Here is a 21,350-nt window from a genome sequence, read left to right as displayed (position 1 = left end):
GCGCGTTTAGGGTGTGGAATGCAAGTCCAATTCAGGGCGGACGATCAGAAACTAAATCTCAGGCTGGCCCGGAAATCCCGTCCCGAAAGCGGAACGAAATCCTTTGTGAAGCTCGCGTGACGGCGGGCGTCCACATCAAAGATGTTTTCCGCCTGCAAGCGCAGGGTCACATTCTCCGTTCCCAAGGGCCGCCACGCGACCGATGCGTTTACCAGCGTGAAGCTGTCCGTACTCGTTTCAAACGCCGCAATGCGGTCCTGTGCGTCGGTCCATTCAACCTCAACCCGCGCATCAAAGGCATCGCTCTGCGCCTCCAGGCCGCCCAGCAGGCGCAGCGGCGGAATGCGCGGCACCGCCGTACCATCGGTCAGCTCGGCGCGAATATAGTCGCCCACGGCATCGCCAACGATAGTGAAGCCGCCGCCTTCAAACAGTTGCGCGGAAACGCTCAGTTCCACGCCCATATAATCGGCATCCTGCTGGCGATAGGCGAACACCGGCAGGTCATCTTCTTCCGCGCCGGTGCGCTCCTCGTAAATATAATCATCGAACCACGTCCCGAATACACTGGCGGACAGCGTTACCGGCCCCACGTCGCCGCGCGCGAAGATTTCGGCGCCCCAGCTCTTCTCGGTCGTCAGATTTGGGTCACCGATTTCAAATGCCTGCGTGGCAATATGCGGCCCGTTGGAAAACAGTTCCTCGGCCGACGGCGCCCGCTCGGCGCGCGACCCGGAAATGCCGAACCGGAAGCCGGATTGCAGTTCATGCGCAAGGCCGATCGCCCCCGACACGGTGTTGAAGTTCTGGCTGCCAAAGCTGCGCGCGTCCACCTCGGTATGTTCGTAGCGGCCCGCCAGTTCCAGCTGCAACGGCCCAATTGGCACCTCCTGCAGGGCGAAAAGGCCCAGTTGCTCGGTTTCATTTGGCGGCAGGAAAGCCTCGGCGCCCGTTGCCACGAAGTCACGCGAAAAATACTGCGCGCCGACTGCGCCGCTCCAGCCGCCAATGTCAGGCTGCACCAGTTCCAGGCGTCCTTCGACACCGGTCACGTCAAAGACGGTGCCGACCTCGTCACCTTCGAATTCCGTGTGCGTATAGTCCGCATATCCGGCGCGTATCCGGATTTCATCGATGATATTGCCGCCGATCAAGACGTTGCCGCGCAGGTCGGCGCGAAATTGTTCAAGGGCGATGGAAACCAGCTCTTCGCCTTCCTCCTCGCCCTCTTCCTCTTCCTCGCCTTCCTCACCGGCATGCGCGTGGCCCGTCCCCGGACGCCCCGGCACACCATAGTCGGTATCGAAATAACTGACAGACACACCCAGGGAACCACGGCTGTTGACGAAGGCCAGGCCGGACGCGAGCGAAAGTGTCTCCGTCGCGCTGTTGGGCAGCACGTCGCGCTGTGCCGCCGCCTCACGAAGCTCTTCCGCTTCCTCGGGATCCTCCGCTTCGTCTTCCGCGGCTTCGGCCAATAGATCGGCACGCAGCTCAGGCGCGATCGTAAACCCGCCCACTGACAGGTCGTCCGTCTTTGTGTATCCGCCGTTGACATGGAACACCAATTCCGGCGTCAGCGCGACATCGGCGGAAAGCCCGCCCATCCGCAGGTCGGATGCTGTCCCGAGGCTAACCAGGCCATCGATATGGACGGCCTCTTCAGGCACGCGTCTCGGGATTTGCTTGCTGATGATATTCACCGCGCCGCCAATCGCCTGACTGCCGTAGATCAGCACGGCCGGTCCGCGCAGAACCTCGACACGCTCCGCCGTCAGCGGGTCGATGCTGACAGCATGATCCGCCGACGTATTGGACACATCGATGGCGCCGATCCCGTCGGTCAGAACACGCACGCGAACGCCCTGAAACCCGCGCAGCACCGGGCGCGAAGCACCGGGTGAGAAGCTGGTCGCCGACACACCGGGCAGGCCCGTCAGCACGTCACCAATCTGCGGCTCCAGATTCCGGATCAGATCCTTACCATCCAGCACCGACGTACCTGCCAGCACGTCCAGTTGCTTCAGACCGACGCCGGTGACGATAATCGTGTCGGCTTCATCATGGAAATCATCGGCGGGTGTCCGGTCTGCCTGGGCAGCTCCGGCGGCTTCGGACGTCTGGGCGTAGAGAGTGGTGGCGGGCAAAATGCTCGCGGCAAGCAATAGGGAAAGGCGGAACATGTTTTTCTCTGGCTGTTAGGGAAAAGAATGAATGCAATGTTACACTATATCAATTGTCATGCAACAGCCTCTGAAAGGGTGACAGCCGGATTTCTCGCGATTAGATGACCCCGCATGGACATCACCAAGATCGCCATTGGCGAAAATCCCCCCGAAGACGTTAACGTCATCATCGAAGTGCCGGTCGGCGGCGAACCTGTGAAATATGAGTTCGACAAGGCCTCCGGCGCTCTGTTCGTGGATCGTATCCTGCACACGCCGATGCGCTATCCCACGAATTACGGCTTCATTCCGCACACATTATCGCCTGATGGCGATCCGCTGGATGCCATGGTCGTCGCGCGCTCGCCCTTCATTCCGGGCTGTGTCGTAAAGTGCCGCCCCATCGCCGTCCTGATGCTGGAAGACGAGATGGGCGGCGATGAGAAGCTGCTCGCAGTGCCGGTCGAAACGACGTTTCCCTACTATAACCGCGTTGGCGAACGCAGCGACCTGCCGCATATCGTCATGCAGCAGATCGAACATTTCTTCACGCATTACAAGGACTTGGAAAAGGAGAAATGGGTACGCGTCGGCAAATGGGAGGATCGCAAGGTCGCCGAGCGAATCGTCATGGAAGCGATCGAACGCGCCCAGCAGGCGAAGTGAGCCCGTCCACCTTCGTTATGGCCGCAATGCTGGCCGGTGTGGCCGGAGCCACAACAGCGTCCGCTCAGCCCGGTCCCGATCCTTCGGAATTTCCTGGCCCCGCCGAAACGAAGGTGCGCGCCGCTCTCGAGCGCATCGAAAAGACCGAACCTTTCGTCAATGCCATCATCGCATTGGAACCCGGCATTCTGGATCAGGCGCGCGCAATGGATCTGCGCCGCGCCGTGCGCGGCCCGCTTTACGGGGAGCCGATTCTGGTCAAGGACAATATCGAGGCGAAAGGCGCGCTGCCGACAACGGCGGGCAGCCTTGCGCTGAAAGATAATGTCACCGATCGCGACGCACCCGCGATTGCCGGACTGCGCGGCGCCGGTGCCGTTATCCTGGGGAAGGCCAATCTTTCGGAATGGGCGAACTTCCGCTCTTTCGGGTCGATATCCGGCTGGAGCGGCGTGGGCGGCCAGACACGCAATCCGCACGCACTTGACCGTAGCCCCTGCGGGTCATCGGCGGGCAGCGGCGCCGCTGTGTCTGCGGGCATGGTTTCCATGGCTGTCGGCACGGAAACCAACGGCTCGATCACCTGTCCTGCGGCCATGAATGGCATTGTCGGTTTCAAACCCACGGTTGGCCTTGTCAGCCGCACGCACATCATTCCCATCAGCGCGAGTCAGGATACGGCTGGCCCCATGACCCGTACGGTGCGCGATGCCGCGCGCATGCTGAACTGGATGGCGGGCAGCGACCCGGCGGATCCCGCGACCGTGGAGGCTGATCGGCGCCGGACCGACTATGTCGCCGCCGTGGATGCGGCATCGCTAGCCGGTATTCGGCTGGGCGTCATGCGCTTTGCCACGGGTTTCGGTACCGACGAACGCTTCGAAGAGGCGCTGGCCGTTCTTCGCGCAGCGGGGGCCGAACTGATCGACATTGACGAACTCGGCACCGCGCTTGACGACGACGAACTCAGTTTCAAGCTGCTGCTTCAGGAATTCAAGGACGATCTGAACGCTTATCTCGCATCGACGCCGCCGCAGGTGGACGTCCGCACGCTGGCCGACCTGATCGCCTTTAACGGGCAAAGCGAACGCGAACTTGCGCTTTTCGATCAGAATATATTCGTGCTGTCTGAGGCGACCGACGGTCGCCAGTCGGAAGATTATCAGGATATTCGCGATGCCGTCGCCGCATATTCCGGGCCGAATGGCATTGACCGTCTCTTGGAAGAATATGATGTGGTCGCGCTCATCGGCCCGACGACCGCGCCGGCGATGCTAATTGACAGTGTCCACGGCGATAGCTGGCATGGCGGCGGCGCTGGTTATCTGGCGGCCCATGCGGGCTATCCGCATCTGACCGTACCGATGGGAAAACATCGCGGCCTGCCGGTCGGCCTCAGCTTCATCGGTGCGAAATGGGACGATGCCAATATTCTCGCGCTTGGCGCCGCATATGAAGAAATGGCCGGCATTGATCCGTCCGTCTCGCTTCGCCCCTCCCTGGAAACCGGCAATGCCGCCCTCGCACCCTATCCGGAGACCGACGAATGAAATCTGCCCTGCTTGCCCTGACCGCGATCATCGCTGCGCCCGTGCTGGCGCAGAACAGCCTGCCGAGCGAACCGGCTTATGTGCATGCGGAGCTTCCGGCGCAGGATCTGCCTTATCCCGGCGTCATGCAGCTAAACGTCGACGCCACCGATATCCGCCGCGGTATCTGGCGCGTGGAGCAGGTCATCCCGGTTACGAATGCCGGCCCGATGGTCCTGCGCTATCCTGAATATCTTCCCGGCAAGCACGCGCCGCGCGGGGAAATCAATCGTATTGCCGGCCTGAAAATCTCGTCGAACGGCACAGCCATCGCCTGGGAGCGTGATCCCGTCGACGTCTATGCCTTCCGGATCGATGTTCCAGAGGGGGCCTCCCGGCTCGACATCAGTTTCGAGTTCCTCTCACCCACCGCCAGCAACCAGGGCCGCGTCGTCGCCGCGCCCGCCATGCTGAATCTCCAGTGGGAAGATGTCGCGCTCTATCCAGCGGGTTATTACATCCGCCGGATCCGTGTCCTTCCACAGGTCAAATTGCCCGCGGACTGGACAGGGGTCTCGGCCATCGACGGGGAACCGCGCAGCGGCACGGTTCGCTACGCCGAAACCGATTTGGAAACGCTTGTGGACAGCCCGATGTTCGCGGGCGCGCATTTTCGCGCGTGGGACCTTGGCAGCAATGTCGACCTCAACGTCTTTGCCGACCGCGCCGCCTATCTTCAGGCCGATGACGAGCATATCGAGGTTCATCGCAATCTGGTCGATCAGGCGCTGAAGCTGTTCGGGGCGGCGCATTTCGACCGCTATGATTTTCTTCTCGCCCTCACCGATGAAATGGGCGGCATCGGTCTTGAGCATTCGCGGTCCAGCGAGAATGCCCGCCAGCGCGAATTCTTCACCGAATGGGACAAAAGCCCGGCGCGGCGCGGCCTGCTGCCGCACGAGCTGGTGCACAGCTGGAACGGCAAGTTCCGCCGCCCCGCCGATCTTTGGACCCCCGATTACCGCACGCCCATGCAGGATTCGCTGCTTTGGGTTTATGAGGGGCAGACAAGTTACTGGGACAATATTCTGGGTGTCCGCTCCAAGGTTCTGCCAAAAGACGTGGTGCTCGGCGATCTTGCGACATCGGCGGCTTATTATAGTACGATGAAGGGCCGCGACTGGCGTCCGCTCGCCGATACGACCGCCGATCCCACCGTCAACGCCCGCCGTCCCCAGCCGTGGCGGGACTATCAGCGGTCGGAGGATTATTATGTCGAGGGCGCGCTAATCTGGCTGGAGGCGGACATGCTGATCCGTACCGAGACGCGCGGTCGCAAATCGCTGGACGATTTCGCTTATGCGTTCTTCGGCCCCGGTCAGGGCAATGGACCGGGTGACTGGGGCACGGTCACCTATGATTTCACTGAGATCGTGGAAACGCTGAACGCCGTCCACGAATATGACTGGCGCGCCTTTCTGGATAAGCGGGTGAACCAGTTGAACGACGACCCGGCGCGCGGGATCGAACTTGGTGGCTACAGGCTTGTCTATAAGGATGAACCCAACGCGCATGAGAAGTCGAACATCACCAGCGGCAAACGCCACGACCTCAGCTTCTCGATCGGCGCTATCGTCGAAAAAAGCGGAAAGATTTCACGGGTTGTCTGGGACGGCCCGCTGTTCGGTCAGGGCGTCACCATTGGCAACAGGATCATGGCGGTCAACGGCGTGAAATTCGATAGCGACGACCTGCTGGAGGCGATCAGGCAAACCGCCGGCGGCAATCCTCAGCCCATTGAACTGCTGTTGAGGAACGGCGATCGCTACCGCACCGTTACGCTCGATTATTCCGGTGGCCTTCGCTATCCGCATCTGGAAAAAATCGGCAGCGGACGCGCACCGCTCGACCGCGCATTGCAGCCGCGTTAGGCGAACAGGCCCAACATCTCGGCAACAGGCAGCAGTGCGGCGATAAGGATGATGGGGGAAAAGCGCATGAGGCGTTCTGGCATGACCACCCTTAAAAATGTCTTAAAAGTTCATTCGCAGGCGACACCATCATTGTCGCGGTCCAGACGGGACCGATAACCGGGATCGCCGCGGCGCAGAGGGGCCGCACCTGCGCGGCGCGCCTCCGTACAATTCGCGAAATAGGCGTCTTGGCCCATCAGCCGGGCCGGTGCTGGCGCGCGCGGCGCGGCATCCTTCGATCCCCGGTGACAGTGACGGCCGCCACGCTTGCGGTCATTGTGACAGCCATCGGCCGCCAGCCCGCCGCCATGGGCGGCCGCGGGCGCGGCAAGCGGGATCGGCATCGCCGCCAGGCAGAGAATCAGGAGCCATCGTGCCATCACGTGGACAGCACTGACAGCTATGTCCTAATTCCGCACCGCTTTGCCCGGTGGAATCACGTCCGGAATGGACCTGTCGCCGCGCTAGAAACGAGCGGATATCTCCACGCCGTAAAGCGCGGGCTCACCGGGGATGAACGTCGGCAGGCCAAAGGCACCGCCGGTATTGCCGCCATCGATGATGAACGCCTTGTCAAACAGGTTGGTCGCGAAGCCATGAACGGCATATCTGCCGTCCGCGAAGCTGACACCGCCGCGCAGATTAACGAGCGTATAGCCGTCCTCGCCAATGGCCGGATTGTTCGGAATTTCAAAGAAGACCTGGCTGCGATAGGTCGCCGTTGGCGTGAAAGTCAACGCCGTCCCGCCGCCAAGATCAAAGTCGAAATCAAGGCCGAGGGATGCCGAATGCTTTGGCTGCAAACGGAAGCGGCTGCCGACGAAATCCACGCCGGGAAACGCATTGTCCGCAGGCTCGTCGATCTTCGCGTCGATATAGGCGTAGGTCGCATAGGCCCGCAGCCAGTCGGTCATGCGCAGGCTGCCCTCGACCTCAACGCCAAAGTTCGATGCCTGGCCGGCATCGACGGCAATGATCTGCGCGCCCGTGTTGAAGCTGGTTTGGAAATTCGAATAGTCCTGATAGAAAACACCCAGACTGCCGCTGAATGGCCCCCGTGCGCCCTTGATCCCAGCCTCGTAATTCCAGACCTGCTCGCGCGATATGCGCTCCAGGTCCGCAACCGGGCCGTTCTCGCCAACCCTGGCACCCAGGTTCAGGACCGGGGCCCGCCGTCCCTTCGAAACCGTCGCGTAGATGTTCACATTGTCGATGATCTCAAAGCGCGCGTTGAAGCGTGGCAGCCACGCGCTGAAACTGTCATCCGCGACGAATGTCTGCCCTCCTGTATCGACAACCGGAAGCAGCGGCGCGCCGAGCAGCACGGCATTGGGCTGCACGGCGGAAAAACTCGACCGCCGCTCTTCCTTCACCCAGCGCACGCCAGCGGTCAGTTCCACCCTGTCCGTCGGCGCGAATGTGACGTCCGCAAACAGCGAATAGGCGCTGTTTTCGCCGCCATTGGTGAATTCACTCCGGTAAGGCAGCGCGGTGATCGTGCCTCCCGTCGCGGTCGCGGTGAACTGCGGTGCCGCAACCAGTGCCGCCGCGTCCTGGCAAAAGCCCTGCGCACAGAACAGATAGATGCCTTCCTCCGTCGAAAACGGCACTCTTTGCGTGCCGTCCTCGTGGAACAGGTTGACGCCGGCAAAGCCGCGAATGCGGTCATCATTGTCATAGGACAGCCGCAATTCGGTCGACATCTGCCGGCCGTCGGCATCCTCCGCGAATTCCAGGAAGGGCAGCGCCGAACCATCGGCGTCGAACGTTTCCAGACTATCGAATGTGCGATAGCCCGACACACTCGTCAGCGTCACGGCATCGGAAAGGGGAAAGCTCAGCGTCGCGTTCACGTCGAACACCCTGCGCTCCAGCTTCAGTTCGCGGATGCCAAGCACGTCCTCGCTATCCGCGATACCGCCCAGTTCGGCAAAGGTGAACGGGCTGGTGTCACCGCCCGACGCCGGAATCGTGCCGGAGACGAAGGCTGTCCCCGGATTGTTCTGCTCTTCATAAGTGGCGACCAGGTCGATCGTCCCATCGCCCGCTTCGATGCGCAGCGAGCCGCGCAGCCCGAACTGGTCCAGACCGTTCAGGTCGCGCTGATCGATACCCACCAGCCTCTCGCTCGCCGTCCCGGCCTCGCCTGCAATATTACGGACATAGCCGTCGCGGCGCTCATAATAGCCCGCCACGCGCCCGGCGATGCGCTCACCGGCGACATTCACCATGGCTTCGACCTCGACGGCATCCAGATTGCCATATGAGGCACTGATCGCGCCCGAATTTTCAAACTCGGCCTTGTTGGTCAGCACGGAAATCGCGCCGATCGTGGCCGCCGTGCCGAACAGGGTCGCCTGCGGCCCCTTCACGACCTCGACACGCTCGACATCGAACAGTTTGAAGTAAGAGCCGCGCGACCGCGATACGTCGATGCCATTATAATAGATCGTGACGCGCGGCGCGGCCTGCGCACTGCCCGAATCAGAGGTGATGCCGCGGATGACGAAGCCGGGATTATTGGCACTCTGTTCCTGCACATTAAGGCCGGGAACGAACGCGCTCAGCTCGTCGAATTCATTGACATTCAGCCGCTCCAGCTGCGCCGCGCCATAGGCGGTGACGGTCAGCGGGACTTCGGTGATCAGTTCGCTACGCTTCTGGGCCGTCACGACGATGACATCTTCATCGGCGGCCTCATCCGCGACATCGGATACTGCCGCTATTTGCGCGTAGGCAGGGGTCAGGGCCACCAGCGCGGCGGCGCCAGCCAACAATATTATCTTTGTCATGGGGGAAAGGCTTCCGCTGAAAGGATGATCGGATGCCTGCCCATAATCCTTGCTGCGGTGCAGCAGGATGAATTTTATGTGTCTGTTATCTTACAGGATTCCCACGTGCATCCGGGGCGCGGTAACCCTCGAAATATGCATGGATATCGTCCGGATCCCGGCTCGCGGCATCGCGCCAGCCAAGGACATCCTCTTCGTCATTCAGCCGTTCGCCCGCTGCCGACAATATGAAGACATTGGGCGTCCCGACCAGGGCCTCGACGCCGAATCGCCGCGCGACGTCCATGTTCGCGGCCTCGTCGTCGCGCGGTCGCCCCGCATCGACGTAAACGACTTCGAAATTCCCGGCGATCAGCGGGGCGAACCGCGCGCTTTCCAGATGTTCGGCGAGCCCGCGGCTGTCGTGGCACCAGTTCGCGCCCATCACCAGAATGACCCGCTTTCCCGCAAGGGTCGCGCGCGACAGCGCGGCATCAACCGCCGTCATCGCATCGATGTCCGCCGCATAAGGCCTCGGCTCGTCATGATCTGCCGCGTAAGCCAGCGGCGGCGAACAGGCACTGATCGCCAGAACCGCGGCGGCAAGGACGCCTCGTGCGATCATTTCGCTTTTTCCGCCGCCACCATCGCCGCCACATCGGCCAGCAGGTTCGGCGCGTCATAGACGATGCCGTCCTTGATCGTGAACCGCACACCCCCGACACGCGCCAGCTGGCCCGTCTCCAGATCCAGCCGCAAATGTCCGGTTCCGTACAGCGTCTTGAAATTCGCCAGCGGGTTTTCCGGTACGACGATCAGGTCGGCCAGCATCCCCGCCCGCACCAGCCCGAATGGAGGCGCTTCGCCCCTGGCCTGATAAAGTTCCCGCGCGCCATCGATGGTCGCCGCCCTGACAACCTCCAGCGGCGTCAGCCCGGCCTCCTGCAGCATCTCAAGCTCGCCAATGTAGGAGAAACCCCATGTCTGATAGATAAATCCGGAATCGGACCCCACCGTCACGCGCCCGCCGCGATTGCGAAAATCGCGCACCAGCTGCATCCATGGCTGATAGAAGCGCCGCCAGCCAAGTTCGTCCTCGGTCTTCCAGTCAAAAAAGAACGATCCGTGATTGGTTGCCGATGGCGTAAAAAACCGCATCAGCGACGGCAATGTGTAGCGGTCATGCCACTCAAACGTCCGCGCCCGCTGCAAATCGCGTCCGGCGGAATAGATGTTGAACGTCGGCGACATCGTCACGCCATTGTCGACCAGCAGGTCGATATAGGCATCCCACGCCTCCGATCCCGGCGCGGCGATCTGATCGGCAAGGTCGGTGACGCCGGAAAACCGGTCCTGCTCATTGGCGTAATTATAGTCCGCCGGAAAATCCTGCACGGTCGCGCCGTCCAGCAGGGATTCAAAATGCCCGTAAAAATGCGTCAGCCCGCCAATGCCGGCTTCCGCGGCGATCCGGCCGTTCAGGTCGACGACCCCGATCTGGCCCAGATGCGCCACACTCCCCATGCCGATCTTTCCGGCCTCGTCCAGCGCGGCCCTCAGGATATCGGGCGGCGTCGGGTTGAACACCTTCATCCCGTGATAGCCGCGACCCTGCGCCCAGCGGACCCAGCGGCGCGCGGCCTCCTCTGTGGCGGGATAGGCCTCACCCCATTGCTGGCCCAGAACGGCGTAGGGGAACATGCGCGGGGCGGTGATCTCGCCGCGCGCACTCCGCCGCGCCTCTTCCAGCCCCGGATCATCCGCGGAAAAATGGAACGCGACGCCGCGCACACTTGTGATCCCGTGCGCCAGCCTCAGCTTGTGCACATATTCCGCATTGGGTGCCTTTTGCGCATCGCCATTATGATCGTGCACATCGACAAAGCCGGGCAGAACGAACATGCCCTTCGCATCTATCGTCCTGTCCGGCGAAGCGTCCGCAAAGCCGCCGGTCGGTGCGATGGCACTGATCCGGTTGCTTTTTACCAGGATGTCCAGCGGCCCCATGGGCGGCGACCCGCTACCGTCGATGACGGTCGCCCCGGAAATCAGCAGCGTCGGATACGGCCCCGCCCCATCGTCGGCCTGACTGTCCGGCGTGCGGACAAGATCTTGCGCGTGGGCGGTCGCGGCGAGGGTGGCGGCGGCAATGGCCATGAAGAGCGTGCGGGTCATATTTCGTCTAGAGCCGCAATGCCCGTGAAAGGCAAGAAAAGTGAAATCCGCAGCACCTCAAGCCGATCCTTCAAGAACGGGCATGGACCCAAAAGCGTCCTAAGCCGCCTCCGAGATTCCCGCCTCGATCTCGGCGGCCTTCTTCTCGACCAGGCTGACAATATGGTCCACCATATCCTCGCTCTCGACATGGTGATCGGTGACGCCGGACAGATAGACCATATGCTTACCCTTCCCGCCGCCGGTAAGGCCGATATCGGTTTCCCGCGCTTCCCCAGGCCCGTTCACCACACAGCCCAGAACCGACAGCGACATGGGCGTCTTGATATGCTCCAGCCGCTTTTCCAGCGTTTCCACGGTGCGGATCACGTCGAACCCCTGCCGTGCGCAGCTGGGACATGACACGACGCGCACGCCGCGCGTCCTCAGGCCCAGCGCTTTCAGCATTTCAAAGCCGACTTTGACTTCCTCCATCGGCTCTGCGGACAGGGAAACGCGGATCGTGTCGCCAATACCGGCCCACAGAAGGCTGCCCATGCCGATCGACGATTTCACCGTGCCGCCAATAAGGCCGCCCGCTTCGGTAATGCCCAGATGCAGCGGGCAATCGACCGTCTCGGCCAGCGCATGATAGGCCGCGACCGCCAGAAACACGTCCGACGCCTTCACGGCGACCTTGAACTCGTGAAAATCATGGTCCTGCAGCAGTTTGATATGATCGAGCGCACTTTCCACCAGCGCCTCGGGGCACGGCTCGCCATATTTTTCCAGAAGGTCTTTTTCCAAACTACCGGCATTCACGCCGATGCGGATCGCACAGCCATTCGCCTTGGCCGCCCGCACAACCTCCGCGACACGCGCCGACGATCCGATATTCCCCGGGTTGATCCTCAGACACGCCGCGCCTGCGTCCGCCGCTTCCAGCGCGCGTTTATAGTGAAAATGAATGTCCGCGACGAGCGGCACGTGCGCCGCCTTTGCGATCAGCCCGAACGCGCTGGTTGATTCCACATCCGGACAGCTGACGCGGATAATGTCCGCCCCGACCTCTTCACAGGCGCGGATCTGATCGATCGTCGCCTTCGCGTCCGACGTCGGCGTGTTGGTCATCGTCTGCACGGTTATCGGCGCATCGCCGCCGACCGGCACATCGCCGACCATGATCTGACGGCACTTGCGGCGCTCAATATCGCGCCAGGGGCGAACGGACATGGAAGGATCCTGAATTGACTGGGTTAACCGCCATATAGCCAGGTCGTGTGACGAAGGCGAGGCGGCGCGTCGGCGCGCCCGTCAGATCACACGCGTCATGCACATGCTGAAGTCATTCTCCGCATAATCCGCGAACGGCGCGCAGTCCGTGAAGCCGTGTTTCCGGTATAACGCATGCGCCGGGTGAAACGGTGCCGTCCTTCCCGTCTCCAGGCTCAGCCGCCGATACCCCCGCGCCCGTGCCTCGGCCATCAGGTGCAGCAGGATCGCCTCCGCCACCCCCTGGCGCAGGAACGCCGGTGCCGTGCGCATGGATTTAAGCTCGCCGTGCCGGGCACCGATCTCCTTCAGCGCCCCGCACCCGGCAAGTGCGTCACCGGACCATGCCGACCAGAAGGTCACGTCGGGGGCCTGAAGCCGTTCAGCGGGCATGGCGTGAACAAGGCAGGCAGGCGAATTGCGGTGCATTTCGTCCAGATGCACCTCTAACAGCGCGCGAATCTCGCGCCCCGACAGATTGTCCTGGACAATTGATAATGGCATGTTGGCGTCCCACATCCGGCGCGCATTATATGTGTACAGCAATATGCCGCAGTGGCGCGCCTGTGTCGCCCCGGTAAATCCTGACAATGACCCTGCCGTCTCTTTTGGAAGCTGTTTTGAAACCCGGGATCAGCGTGCGCCCGCTCGGGGATGACATCTGGTCGGTGGATCCCGACGGCGCTTCACAGCTCGTTTATGATAAACATGCCCGGCTCTACGACCGCCTGATCGGCAATCGGCTGTACAATCGACTGGTGTGGGGCACGTCGCCGCACTCATATGCGCGGTTCGCGAACGCGGCATTGCGTTCCGGCAGCGGGACGCTGCTGGATGCCGGATGCGGATCGCTGGTTTCGACCGTTCACAAGCATATCGAGTCCCGGCGGCGCTCGATCCTGTGCGATCTGTCGGAAGGCATGCTGCGCGCCGCACGCAACCGGCTGATCGCCAGCGCAGGTGGGGTGCCCGGCAATCTGGTCCTGCTGCAGGCCGATTTGAACGCACTGCCGTTCCGGTCGGAAAGTTTCGGGTCGGTCCTGTGCCCCGGCATGCTTCATATTTTCGAAGACGTCGGGGCCGTGACCAAGGAACTGGCGCGCGTGTCCGCGCCGGGGGCAAATATTTTCATGAGCAGCCTTGTCGCGGAACGATGGATTGGCCGAAACTATCTGGCGCTATTGCACCGTGCCGGCGAAGTCGCCGCACCGCGTCATCGTCAGGGCCTGCTGGACCGCCTGAACGCACCGCGTTCAGGATTACGAACGCCTATGCGCGCCGTTTCGGAGGGCAGCATGCTGTTTGTGACAGCGGAGGCGGCACGGTACCCGTAACTCTAAAAGGGGTCGGTCCAGCCGGCCGCGAAATCCCCGTGGACGGCCCCCACACTTTGCCAAAGCGCTGGCGGCCCGGACATCATCAGGAGCGCACCCCAAACAAAAGGGGGGGCGCTCGCAACGCGAACGCCCCCCCTTTTCGGTCGTACAGGCCGTTAGGCGGGTTAGCTTGCGGCCGCACCCGACAATGTGGTCACGCCGCGGCGATTCTGCGCATATGCGGACTCGGACGACCCTTCGACAGCGGGGCGTTCCTTGCCATAGCTGATCGTCGTCACACGGCTGGCGCCGATGCCATTTTGCTGCATGAAGGTCACGATGGCATTGGCGCGCCGTTCACCGAGGGCCAGATTATATTCGCGCGTGCCGCGCTCGTCGGCATGGCCTTCGATGGTGATACGGACATTCGGATATTTCGTCAGCCATGACGCCTGCTTCGTCAGCGTGTCGCGCGCCTCGCCGTCAAGAGACGAGCTGTCATAGGCGAAATAGACCGTATCCGTGCCCGCCTGCTGCATGAACTCTTCCATGCTGCCTGGAACGACTGTGTTCGTGACCGTGTCCGTCGGTGTGGGCGTAGCAGCGACCGGCGTGGTGGCCGCAGTCTCCTGAGGCGGCGGCGGTGGCGGCAGGTCATCATTATTCTTGGAACATGCCGACACACCGACCAGCAGGCCGATCGCTGCGACACTCGTCAATCTCATTTTCATGGCACTTCCCTTTTGACATGCGTTTCTACTCGTAAAGCCAACCCTCAAAGGGCCTACCGGTTCCTCGTGCTTTTTATTGTAACAATGGCGACCAAGCCGGATCGCTGCCTTCGAGCGGCGTGGGGATGCGCCGCTCGTTGATACCGGTCAGATCGATGCTGTGCAGATCCGCTCCGCCGCCCCTGCGCGACCTGAAAAACATGATTACGCGGCCATTGGGCGACCAGGTCGGCCCCTCATCCTGCCAGCTGTCCGTCAGCAGGCGTTCACCGCTGCCATCGGGGCGCATGACGCCGATGCGGAACTTGCCGCCGCCAATCTTCGTCATGGCGATCAGGTCGCCGCGCGGGCTCCAGACCGGCGTGCCATACCGGCCGTCGCCAAAGCTGATGCGCCGTTGCCCGGAACCATCCGCGTTCATGACATAAATCTGCTGCGATCCGCCCCGATCACTTTCAAAGGCGATGCGGCGGCCATCCGGCGAGAAACTCGGCGCGGTATCGATGCCCGGCGCATTCGTCAGCCTGCGCACATTCCCGCCGTTCACGTCCATTACATAGACATCCGTATTGCCGCCGCGGCTCTGACTGAATGCCAGCGTGCGCCCGTCGGGCGAAAAGCGCGGCGCAAAGCTCATATTGGGAAAATTGCCAACCAGCCGCTGCTGTCCCGTGTTGACATCGTACATATAGATGCGCGGCCGGTTCTGCGCATAGCTGAGATAGGCCACCGTCTGCTGGTTCGGCGCAAACCGCGGCGTCAGGACCAGGTTCTGGCCGTTGGTCAGGAACCGGTGATTGGCCCCGTCCTGATCCATGATGGCCAGCCGCTTGATCCGGTTCGTCGCCCGGCCCGTTTCAGAGATGTAGACGATACGGCTATCGAAATAGCCCGCCTCACCGGTCAGCCGGGAATAGACGGCGTCCGCGCATTTATGCGCCGCCCGCCGCCAGTTCCGAACCGGCGTGTTGAACCCTTCGCGCACCAGCACCTCTTCTGAGAACACATCGTACAGATAGCAGCCGATGGTCACGCTGCCGTCCGATTGCGCCTCGGCAAACCCGGTGACCAGCGCTTGCGCAGCAACGGTACGCCAGCTTGCGAATTGCGGCGACAGCACATCTGGATAGGCAACGTTCGTGGTAAAGGCGAGCGTGTCTATCGGCCTGAAAAGTCCCGAGGATTTCAGATCATTGGTGATGACTTCGGCAACACGCTTGCCAAGCGACGAGGTGGTGCCCGCCGGCGTTTCGACATTCTGCTGCGTCGTGAAATCCGGGATCGCAATCGGCAGCGGACGCGACACGCCTTGATTGATATCGACCGACAGATTCTGGGCCGCCGCGGGGCCTGTGATGAGCGCGGCGACAAGCACGAACAGCGCGGCCAGAGGCTTCACCGCTCGTCCCGTCGCTCCAGTTAGACCGTTCATCATTACAAATCCTTCGGATCGAAATTCAGTGTGAAATCTTCCCAGCCGCCCGCATATAGCTTTTCGGGCAGACCGGATAGCGAGCAGCTCGGGTTCATCACGGCGCGGATCGCGGCGTCACGCGCGGCGCGTTTATAGCCCGCATTGGCGCTTCCGGACTGCCGGACCACGACTGGCCGGCCGATAATATCGCCATTCCTGGCCGCCTTCACGCGCAGCGTCGTCACAATGGCGGCACTGTCGGGCCCGCCCGCTGCCGGGTCCCAGCATTTGTAGATCCGCTCCCGGATCAGGCCAACCAGCGTCGATTGCTGGATGGACGACAATGTGATCTGCGGCGGCAGCGCATCCGTGATCATGCTGGCGAAATCCTGCTCTTCCAGCGCCCTGTCGGCCTCCGCCTTGTTCCGGTCCACGGCCTGGGTCAGCTCTTGCGGCTTCTTCTTTTTCGGCTCCGGCTTGGGCGCTGCCTTGGCGGGCGGCGGTGGGGTTTCCGTCGGCACAAGCAGGTCGGGCGCTTCCGTCGGCGGCGTCTCTTCCAGCATATCGGTGTCGGGTGCGGGCGCGGCATCCACGGTTTCGCGCGGCGCGGCGGCCAGCGTCGGTTCCGGGCGCTCGGTCACCGTCGGCATCTCGCCAAGTTCGATGAACTCGACGGGCACAGGCTCATCATAAGTGATCGTGTGATCCGCCATCAGGCTCCAGCTCAGCGACAACGTGGCGAACAGCGCCAGATGCGCAATCCCGGCCATGGTCAGTGCGCGCGTTTCGGTCATTGGCCGTCCGCAGCCCCGACCTCACGCGCGCCCGCTTCACTCACCAGCGCAACGCGGCGAAAGCCCGCTGCGTTCACATCGCCCAGAACCGCCATGACCCGGCCATAATCCAGCGCCCGGTCGGCGCGGATATAGACCCGCGGCTCGTCCGGTCCCTGACGCGCGGTACGGATGGCGGCCAGCCGCGCAGGAAATACGCCCGGGCCCTGCAACTGTTCGTCAATATAGATATCGCCATTCGCCTCGACGGAGATCTGGATGGGCGTATCGTCGCTATTCAGCGCGCCCGCACTCGATTCCGGCAGATCGACCGGCACGCCCGCCACCAGCAGCGGCGCGGTGATCATGAAAATGATCAGCAGCACCAGCATAACGTCCACCAGCGGCGTGACGTTGATTTCCGACATGGGCGCCCGGCGCGCCCGCGCGCGGCCACGAGCGCTGCTGGCAACGCCCATCGCCATGCTATTCGCCCGTCCCGCTCTTGCGCTGGTCCAGTTCGCGCGACAGCAGGTTCTGGAATTCCTCGGAAAAACCAATGAGGCGCGCCTCCAGCGATCCGATTCGGTGGAGCAGCCGATTATAGCCGATGACCGCCGGGATCGCGGCGAACAGCCCCAATGCGGTCGCAAACAGTGCCTCTGCGATCCCTGGCGCGACGACGGCAAGCGTTGTGTTCTGGCTGGCGGCGATACCCGTGAACGCCCGCATAATGCCCCACACCGTGCCAAACAGGCCAACAAATGGCGACACGGATCCGATGGTCGCCAGCACGTTCAGCCGGTCGCTCAGTGCGCCGATTTCCCGGTCGATGGTCACCTGCATGGTCGATGCCAGGCGTGTCCTCAGCCCCTCCGTTCGCACGGTGCCGCCCTTGTTGGAACGGCGCCACTCGGTCATGCCCGCGTTGAAGATAGCGGCAGACGGATGCGACAGCTTCGACTGCGCCGTATGGAAATCTTCCAGGCTGTCCGCTTTCCAGAACCGGTCTTCAAAGGCATCCGCCTGCTTCGCCACGCGTTTCATCTTGCCCGAGCGGTCGAATATGATCGCCCACGACCATATCGACGCCGCGATCAGGCCGACCATCACAGCCTTCACGACAAGGTCGGCCTGTAGGAACAGGGCCCAGGGGGACAGGTCGGTGGCTGCTGCCATGCCTATCTCTACGGTTTCAGCCTGCATGATCCCCTTTCACTTGCGTCATTAGTTTTTCGAACAGATTCCGCCACGCCGCAGGCTGCCTTATTGGTCGACCGTCTGGCGCAACCAGTGCGGCCGTAACAACCGCCTGCGTGATGAGTTCCCCCTCACGCAGGATAGACTGACGAATTTCCGTTGCCGCGGCCCTGACGCGGCTGACAACACTCTCGACGATCAGGACATCGTCCAGCTTCGCCGGTCGTTTATAGGCGATCTCCAGCGATGCGACAGCATATACGCCCTCGCCCGCTTCCATGGTCGCGCGCTGGTCGATGCCGGCGACGCGCAGCATGTCGGAACGCGCCCTCTCCATAAAACGCAGGTAGTTCGCGTGGTACACAATTCCGCTCAGGTCAGTGTCGTCGAAATAGATACGAACGGGAAAGCGGTGCACACCGCCGTCGAACAGGCCAGAAGGAGGAGCGGGTGTCATCACCCTCCCTTTCGCACGCGCCGCGTCAGACTTCGAGACATTTGTCGCATGCCTGTCGCAGCGTCGCATGATTTTCCCATGATTGGTGATTTTTCCCAATTAATGGCAAATTACGTTTTTCCTGAAATAACTCCCTGAACACAGAATGAACCCATACCTCTCTGATAATAAACATAAATCAAAAAATATCCAAAACTTGGCACAGCCGTTGCTTAGGAGTGGGCAACACCGACAACGACACATCAACCAAGAGAAAAAAGGCACCCCATCATGTTCAACGCCGCAAACGACACCAGCATCATCCGCAACTTCGCAGGCATGATCGCCGCCGCCGTCCTGACCGTCACCGTCTTCTACGGCGCTGCTGGCCCAGACCCCCGCGCCGGCGTTTACACCAGCATCGCCGCCGCTGACGCTGCCCCTGCCAACCTCGCCTAGCTCCATCCACACCGAAATCCGAAGGGAATCGATCATGTTCACCGCAGCGAAACACAGCAACACTCTCCGCAGCCTCGGCGGCATGATCGCCTCCGCCGTCCTGACCGTCACCGTCTTCTATGGTGCAGCCGGTCCCGATCCCCGCGCCGACATCTACATGGTCGATGTCACGCAGACGGCAGCTTCGCACATCGCCTGAGCCCGCGCGGCGCAATCGGAAAACATGGCCGGGGCGGCGACGCTCCGGCCATGTTTCATTCCGGTTCCCGCTTGTTCAGACTGTGCCGCTTCATGGCGTGCCGCAGCTGATCATAGGTCAGCGCGAGCGACGCCGCCGTCTCCCGCTGATTATACCGGCACTTTTCCAGCGCGGCGACCAGCAGCGTACGCTCGAAGTCCTGCACGGCCATCCGCAGATCCTCGCAATCCATATCTGCCGCTGTGCCCGATTTCGCGCCCTCATCGCCCGCGATGGCGGACACAAGGGTTGTCGCCGCCGGCCCGGCGGCGCTTGACTCCGCCTTTGGCCGCCACGGCGATTCAAAAGGGTCGAAGCGCAGATCCCGTACCTCTTCGTCCGCGAACTCCGCACTATACACCGCGCGCTCCACGACATTCTTCAACTCACGCACATTGCCTGGCCAGGGATACGACGTCAGCTTCGCCCGCGCTTCCTTCGAAAAGCCGGGGAAATTGTCCCAGCCAATCTCGATCGCCATACGTCCGGCGAAATGATTGGCGAGCGCCATGATATCGTCCCCGCGCACGCGGAGCGGTGGCAGCGTCACCACCTCGAAGCTCAGCCGGTCGAGGAGGTCGGAGCGAAACGCGCCCGTTTCGGCCATCCCTGGCAGGTCGGCATTGGTCGCGCCGACGATGCGCACGTCAACCTGACGCACCTCATTGGAGCCGAGGCGGGTCAACTGGCCATATTCCACCACACGCAGGAGACGCTCCTGCGCGGGCGGTGACAACGTCCCCAGTTCGTCCAGAAACAGCGTGCCGGTGTCCGCCTCCTCGAAACGCCCCGCCCGGCCCTTGGTGGCCCCGGTAAACGCCCCTGGTTCATATCCGAACAGTTCCGCATCCAGCAGGTTCTCCGGCAACGCGGCACAGTTCACCGTCACCAGCGGTGCATCCCAGCGATTGGACAGGCGGTGCAGGCGCTCCGCCACCAGTTCCTTGCCGGTGCCCCGCTCGCCGATCACCAGCACGGGACGGTCGAGCGCGGCGGCGCGACTTGCACGCTCAACGGCATCCAGAAGAACGGTCGATTGACCAACGAGCGTCGTACCAGGATTCATTCCTGACAGTTAGTAATTTTCACCAACTGTTGGCAAATGTTTTCTTTGTGTCGGATAGGAGCTGAACCGTGAATTAACAGTTAAGTTGCTGTTTATGTTGTATAAATACGATTTTTCCAAAACTTGGCACGGGGGTTGCTTAACCTATGGCAACACCAACAAGAACCTGCCCATCAGACAAACGGAGCCAGACAATGTTTAACGAACCCGCCAACACCAACATCCTCCGCAGCCTGGTCGGCATGATCGCCGCAACGGCACTGACAGTCACCGTCTTCTACGGCGCAGCCGGGCCTGATCCCCGCGCCGACGTTTACACCGCTTCGCCGATGACGGCCGTAGCGGCGAACACGGCAGGCCTTTCCCTGGCCTGACCGGGACCGGCGGGGGCGATGCACTCCCCCCTGACAGCGGTAACGACCTGCCACACCGGGTCACCACCGTTCTTCCGCCCCCGCCGATCCACTTTACCCGAACAACAACAAAGGTAATCAGCATGGGTATTTTCTCCCGAACTCGCGACATCGTCGCCGCCAATGTCACCGATCTTCTCGACAAGGCGGAAGACCCGGCGAAGATGATCCGTATGATCATCATGGAAATGGAAGAAACACTCGTCGAGGTTCGCGCCTCCGCCGCCCGCACGATCGCGGACCAGAAGGAACTGCGCCGCTCGATCATCAAGCTCGAAGAGGCGTCATCCACCTGGGAAGAAAAAGCCGAACTCGCGCTTTCGAAGGATCGCGAAGATCTCGCAAAGGCAGCGCTCCTTGAGAAACAGAAGGCGTCCGGCGGAGCCAGCCAGCTACAGGCCGAAGTCGACCTTCTGAACGACAGCCTCGGTACCTATGAGGAAGACATTCAGAAACTGGAATCGAAGCTGCGCGAAGCGCGCGCCCGCCAGGGTGCCCTGCTCCAGCGTCTCGAAACCGCCAATAACCGCGTTCGTGTCCGCAGCCTGCTGCGCGGCGGCAAGACGCAGGAGGCATTCAGCCGCTTCGATGTGCTGGAACGCAAGGTCGATGACGCGGAAGGCCGCGCCGATGCCTGGGGCATGGGCGACGACACCGACACGCTCGAGGACAAATTCGCGGCGCTTACCGCCGACGACGCCGTCGAAGCGGAACTTACGCAGATGAAAAACCGCCTGACGCATCGCAAACCCGCTGAAGCGAAGGAGGACTAAT

Annotated in this window: 22 protein-coding genes; 8 read left to right on the top strand and 14 right to left on the bottom strand. The window is 62.0% G+C overall.

The window, feature by feature from the left end:
* Positions 1-44: 44 nt before the first annotated feature.
* Positions 45-2,183, bottom strand: a complete 2,139-nt coding sequence (locus tag KCG44_RS05615) for a TonB-dependent receptor (protein WP_218444833.1) — start codon at positions 2,181-2,183, stop codon at positions 45-47.
* A gap of 114 nt (positions 2,184-2,297) precedes the next feature.
* On the opposite strand from KCG44_RS05615, the gene ppa reads away from it, so the two are divergent.
* Genes ppa through KCG44_RS05600 form a run of 3 tightly spaced genes read left to right on the top strand, consistent with a single transcriptional unit; the run spans position 2,298 to position 6,291 of the window.
* Positions 2,298-2,831 carry an inorganic diphosphatase gene (gene ppa / locus KCG44_RS05610; RefSeq protein ID WP_218444831.1) on the top strand — a complete coding sequence of 178 codons (534 nt, stop codon included), beginning with the start codon at positions 2,298-2,300 and terminating at the stop codon, positions 2,829-2,831.
* On the top strand, positions 2,828-4,381 hold the full coding sequence (locus tag KCG44_RS05605) for an amidase (RefSeq protein WP_369411931.1): 1,554 nt from the start codon (positions 2,828-2,830) through the stop codon (positions 4,379-4,381). The genes ppa and KCG44_RS05605 overlap by 4 nt, the downstream gene beginning before the upstream one ends.
* Positions 4,378-6,291 carry a M61 family metallopeptidase gene (locus KCG44_RS05600; protein WP_218444830.1) on the top strand — a complete coding sequence of 638 codons (1,914 nt, stop codon included), beginning with the start codon at positions 4,378-4,380 and terminating at the stop codon, positions 6,289-6,291. The genes KCG44_RS05605 and KCG44_RS05600 overlap by 4 nt, the downstream gene beginning before the upstream one ends.
* Before the next feature lie 110 nt (positions 6,292-6,401).
* Here KCG44_RS05600 and KCG44_RS05595 read toward each other — a convergent pair whose 3' ends face one another.
* The 6 genes from KCG44_RS05595 to KCG44_RS05570 all read right to left on the bottom strand — a co-directional run bounded on the left by KCG44_RS05595 (position 6,402) and on the right by KCG44_RS05570 (position 13,034).
* A complete protein-coding gene (locus KCG44_RS05595) occupies positions 6,402-6,713 on the bottom strand; it encodes an excalibur calcium-binding domain-containing protein (RefSeq protein ID WP_255536374.1) in 312 nt (103 codons plus the stop codon).
* 84 nt (positions 6,714-6,797) lie between these two features.
* On the bottom strand, positions 6,798-9,125 hold the full coding sequence (locus KCG44_RS05590) for a TonB-dependent receptor (protein WP_218444829.1): 2,328 nt from the start codon (positions 9,123-9,125) through the stop codon (positions 6,798-6,800).
* An 85-nt stretch (positions 9,126-9,210) separates the two neighbouring features.
* Positions 9,211-9,729 (bottom strand): thioredoxin family protein, encoded by a 519-nt coding sequence (locus KCG44_RS05585; RefSeq protein WP_218444828.1) that lies wholly within the window; start codon positions 9,727-9,729, stop codon positions 9,211-9,213.
* A complete protein-coding gene (locus KCG44_RS05580; protein ID WP_218444827.1) occupies positions 9,726-11,279 on the bottom strand; it encodes an amidohydrolase family protein in 1,554 nt (517 codons plus the stop codon). Before KCG44_RS05580 ends, KCG44_RS05585 begins: the two co-directional genes overlap by 4 nt.
* Positions 11,280-11,378: 99 nt before the next feature.
* A complete protein-coding gene (ispG, locus tag KCG44_RS05575; protein ID WP_218444825.1) occupies positions 11,379-12,491 on the bottom strand; it encodes a flavodoxin-dependent (E)-4-hydroxy-3-methylbut-2-enyl-diphosphate synthase in 1,113 nt (370 codons plus the stop codon).
* Positions 12,492-12,572: 81 nt separating this feature from the next.
* A complete protein-coding gene (locus KCG44_RS05570; RefSeq protein ID WP_255536373.1) occupies positions 12,573-13,034 on the bottom strand; it encodes a GNAT family N-acetyltransferase in 462 nt (153 codons plus the stop codon).
* Positions 13,035-13,150: 116 nt separating this feature from the next.
* Here KCG44_RS05570 and KCG44_RS05565 point away from each other — a divergent pair, with 116 nt between their 5' ends.
* On the top strand, positions 13,151-13,864 hold the full coding sequence (locus KCG44_RS05565) for a class I SAM-dependent methyltransferase (RefSeq protein WP_218444822.1): 714 nt from the start codon (positions 13,151-13,153) through the stop codon (positions 13,862-13,864).
* A 167-nt stretch (positions 13,865-14,031) separates the two neighbouring features.
* Here KCG44_RS05565 and pal read toward each other — a convergent pair whose 3' ends face one another.
* The 6 genes from pal to KCG44_RS05535 all read right to left on the bottom strand — a co-directional run bounded on the left by pal (position 14,032) and on the right by KCG44_RS05535 (position 18,421).
* Positions 14,032-14,577, bottom strand: a complete 546-nt coding sequence (gene pal / locus KCG44_RS05560; RefSeq protein WP_218444820.1) for a peptidoglycan-associated lipoprotein Pal — start codon at positions 14,575-14,577, stop codon at positions 14,032-14,034.
* 73 nt (positions 14,578-14,650) lie between these two features.
* Positions 14,651-16,009 (bottom strand): Tol-Pal system beta propeller repeat protein TolB, encoded by a 1,359-nt coding sequence (gene tolB, locus KCG44_RS05555; RefSeq protein ID WP_255536372.1) that lies wholly within the window; start codon positions 16,007-16,009, stop codon positions 14,651-14,653.
* Positions 16,010-16,011: 2 nt separating this feature from the next.
* Positions 16,012-16,785, bottom strand: coding sequence for a cell envelope integrity protein TolA (tolA, locus tag KCG44_RS05550; RefSeq protein WP_218444814.1), 774 nt, complete (start codon positions 16,783-16,785; stop codon positions 16,012-16,014).
* Positions 16,782-17,249: an ExbD/TolR family protein gene (locus KCG44_RS05545; RefSeq protein WP_218444812.1), complete on the bottom strand. Its 468-nt coding sequence runs from the start codon at positions 17,247-17,249 to the stop codon at positions 16,782-16,784. The genes tolA and KCG44_RS05545 overlap by 4 nt, the downstream gene beginning before the upstream one ends.
* A 1-nt stretch (position 17,250) precedes the next feature.
* Positions 17,251-17,943, bottom strand: coding sequence for a protein TolQ (gene tolQ, locus KCG44_RS05540; RefSeq protein WP_218444810.1), 693 nt, complete (start codon positions 17,941-17,943; stop codon positions 17,251-17,253).
* A 16-nt stretch (positions 17,944-17,959) separates the two neighbouring features.
* Positions 17,960-18,421, bottom strand: a complete 462-nt coding sequence (locus KCG44_RS05535; RefSeq protein WP_218444808.1) for a YbgC/FadM family acyl-CoA thioesterase — start codon at positions 18,419-18,421, stop codon at positions 17,960-17,962.
* Positions 18,422-18,691: 270 nt separating this feature from the next.
* Here KCG44_RS05535 and KCG44_RS05530 point away from each other — a divergent pair, with 270 nt between their 5' ends.
* Both KCG44_RS05530 and KCG44_RS05525 read left to right on the top strand, forming a co-directional pair.
* Positions 18,692-18,859 (top strand): hypothetical protein, encoded by a 168-nt coding sequence (locus tag KCG44_RS05530; RefSeq protein ID WP_218444807.1) that lies wholly within the window; start codon positions 18,692-18,694, stop codon positions 18,857-18,859.
* A gap of 34 nt (positions 18,860-18,893) precedes the next feature.
* Positions 18,894-19,058: a hypothetical protein gene (locus KCG44_RS05525; protein ID WP_218444805.1), complete on the top strand. Its 165-nt coding sequence runs from the start codon at positions 18,894-18,896 to the stop codon at positions 19,056-19,058.
* A gap of 55 nt (positions 19,059-19,113) precedes the next feature.
* On the opposite strand, the gene pspF is transcribed toward KCG44_RS05525, so the two are convergent.
* Complete coding sequence (gene pspF, locus KCG44_RS05520) at positions 19,114-20,163, bottom strand: phage shock protein operon transcriptional activator (protein ID WP_218444804.1); 1,050 nt, start codon at positions 20,161-20,163, stop codon at positions 19,114-19,116.
* Positions 20,164-20,357: 194 nt separating this feature from the next.
* Between pspF and KCG44_RS05515 the strand changes: the two genes are divergently transcribed.
* Both KCG44_RS05515 and pspA read left to right on the top strand, forming a co-directional pair.
* On the top strand, positions 20,358-20,537 hold the full coding sequence (locus KCG44_RS05515) for a hypothetical protein (protein WP_218444803.1): 180 nt from the start codon (positions 20,358-20,360) through the stop codon (positions 20,535-20,537).
* Positions 20,538-20,659: 122 nt separating this feature from the next.
* Complete coding sequence (gene pspA, locus KCG44_RS05510) at positions 20,660-21,349, top strand: phage shock protein PspA (protein WP_218444802.1); 690 nt, start codon at positions 20,660-20,662, stop codon at positions 21,347-21,349.
* The last annotated feature ends 1 nt before the right edge of the window (position 21,350 follow it).

It is taken from the genome of Pacificimonas pallii, from assembly GCF_019204005.1.
Lineage (GTDB): Bacteria > Pseudomonadota > Alphaproteobacteria > Sphingomonadales > Sphingomonadaceae > Pacificimonas > Pacificimonas pallii.
The sequence above is the reverse complement of the archived record's forward strand: the minus strand, read 5'-3'. Positions and strand labels throughout refer to the sequence as shown.

What these genes read in the sequence shown, in the direction of transcription:
- KCG44_RS05615 (WP_218444833.1), bottom strand. Translation starts at nt 2,183, where the DNA reads ATGTTCCGCCTTTCCCTATTGCTTGCCGCGAGCATTTTGCCCGCCACC.
- ppa (WP_218444831.1), top strand. Translation starts at nt 2,298, where the DNA reads ATGGACATCACCAAGATCGCCATTGGCGAAAATCCCCCCGAAGACGTT.
- KCG44_RS05600 (WP_218444830.1), top strand. Translation starts at nt 4,378, where the DNA reads ATGAAATCTGCCCTGCTTGCCCTGACCGCGATCATCGCTGCGCCCGTG.
- KCG44_RS05595 (WP_255536374.1), bottom strand. Translation starts at nt 6,713, where the DNA reads ATGGCACGATGGCTCCTGATTCTCTGCCTGGCGGCGATGCCGATCCCG.
- KCG44_RS05590 (WP_218444829.1), bottom strand. Translation starts at nt 9,125, where the DNA reads ATGACAAAGATAATATTGTTGGCTGGCGCCGCCGCGCTGGTGGCCCTG.
- KCG44_RS05585 (WP_218444828.1), bottom strand. Translation starts at nt 9,729, where the DNA reads ATGATCGCACGAGGCGTCCTTGCCGCCGCGGTTCTGGCGATCAGTGCC.
- KCG44_RS05580 (WP_218444827.1), bottom strand. Translation starts at nt 11,279, where the DNA reads ATGACCCGCACGCTCTTCATGGCCATTGCCGCCGCCACCCTCGCCGCG.
- ispG (WP_218444825.1), bottom strand. Translation starts at nt 12,491, where the DNA reads ATGTCCGTTCGCCCCTGGCGCGATATTGAGCGCCGCAAGTGCCGTCAG.
- KCG44_RS05570 (WP_255536373.1), bottom strand. Translation starts at nt 13,034, where the DNA reads ATGCCATTATCAATTGTCCAGGACAATCTGTCGGGGCGCGAGATTCGC.
- pal (WP_218444820.1), bottom strand. Translation starts at nt 14,577, where the DNA reads ATGAAAATGAGATTGACGAGTGTCGCAGCGATCGGCCTGCTGGTCGGT.
- tolB (WP_255536372.1), bottom strand. Translation starts at nt 16,009, where the DNA reads ATGAACGGTCTAACTGGAGCGACGGGACGAGCGGTGAAGCCTCTGGCC.
- tolA (WP_218444814.1), bottom strand. Translation starts at nt 16,785, where the DNA reads ATGACCGAAACGCGCGCACTGACCATGGCCGGGATTGCGCATCTGGCG.
- KCG44_RS05545 (WP_218444812.1), bottom strand. Translation starts at nt 17,249, where the DNA reads ATGGCGATGGGCGTTGCCAGCAGCGCTCGTGGCCGCGCGCGGGCGCGC.
- tolQ (WP_218444810.1), bottom strand. Translation starts at nt 17,943, where the DNA reads ATGGCAGCAGCCACCGACCTGTCCCCCTGGGCCCTGTTCCTACAGGCC.
- KCG44_RS05535 (WP_218444808.1), bottom strand. Translation starts at nt 18,421, where the DNA reads ATGACACCCGCTCCTCCTTCTGGCCTGTTCGACGGCGGTGTGCACCGC.
- KCG44_RS05530 (WP_218444807.1), top strand. Translation starts at nt 18,692, where the DNA reads ATGTTCAACGCCGCAAACGACACCAGCATCATCCGCAACTTCGCAGGC.
- KCG44_RS05525 (WP_218444805.1), top strand. Translation starts at nt 18,894, where the DNA reads ATGTTCACCGCAGCGAAACACAGCAACACTCTCCGCAGCCTCGGCGGC.
- pspF (WP_218444804.1), bottom strand. Translation starts at nt 20,163, where the DNA reads ATGAATCCTGGTACGACGCTCGTTGGTCAATCGACCGTTCTTCTGGAT.
- KCG44_RS05515 (WP_218444803.1), top strand. Translation starts at nt 20,358, where the DNA reads ATGTTTAACGAACCCGCCAACACCAACATCCTCCGCAGCCTGGTCGGC.
- pspA (WP_218444802.1), top strand. Translation starts at nt 20,660, where the DNA reads ATGGGTATTTTCTCCCGAACTCGCGACATCGTCGCCGCCAATGTCACC.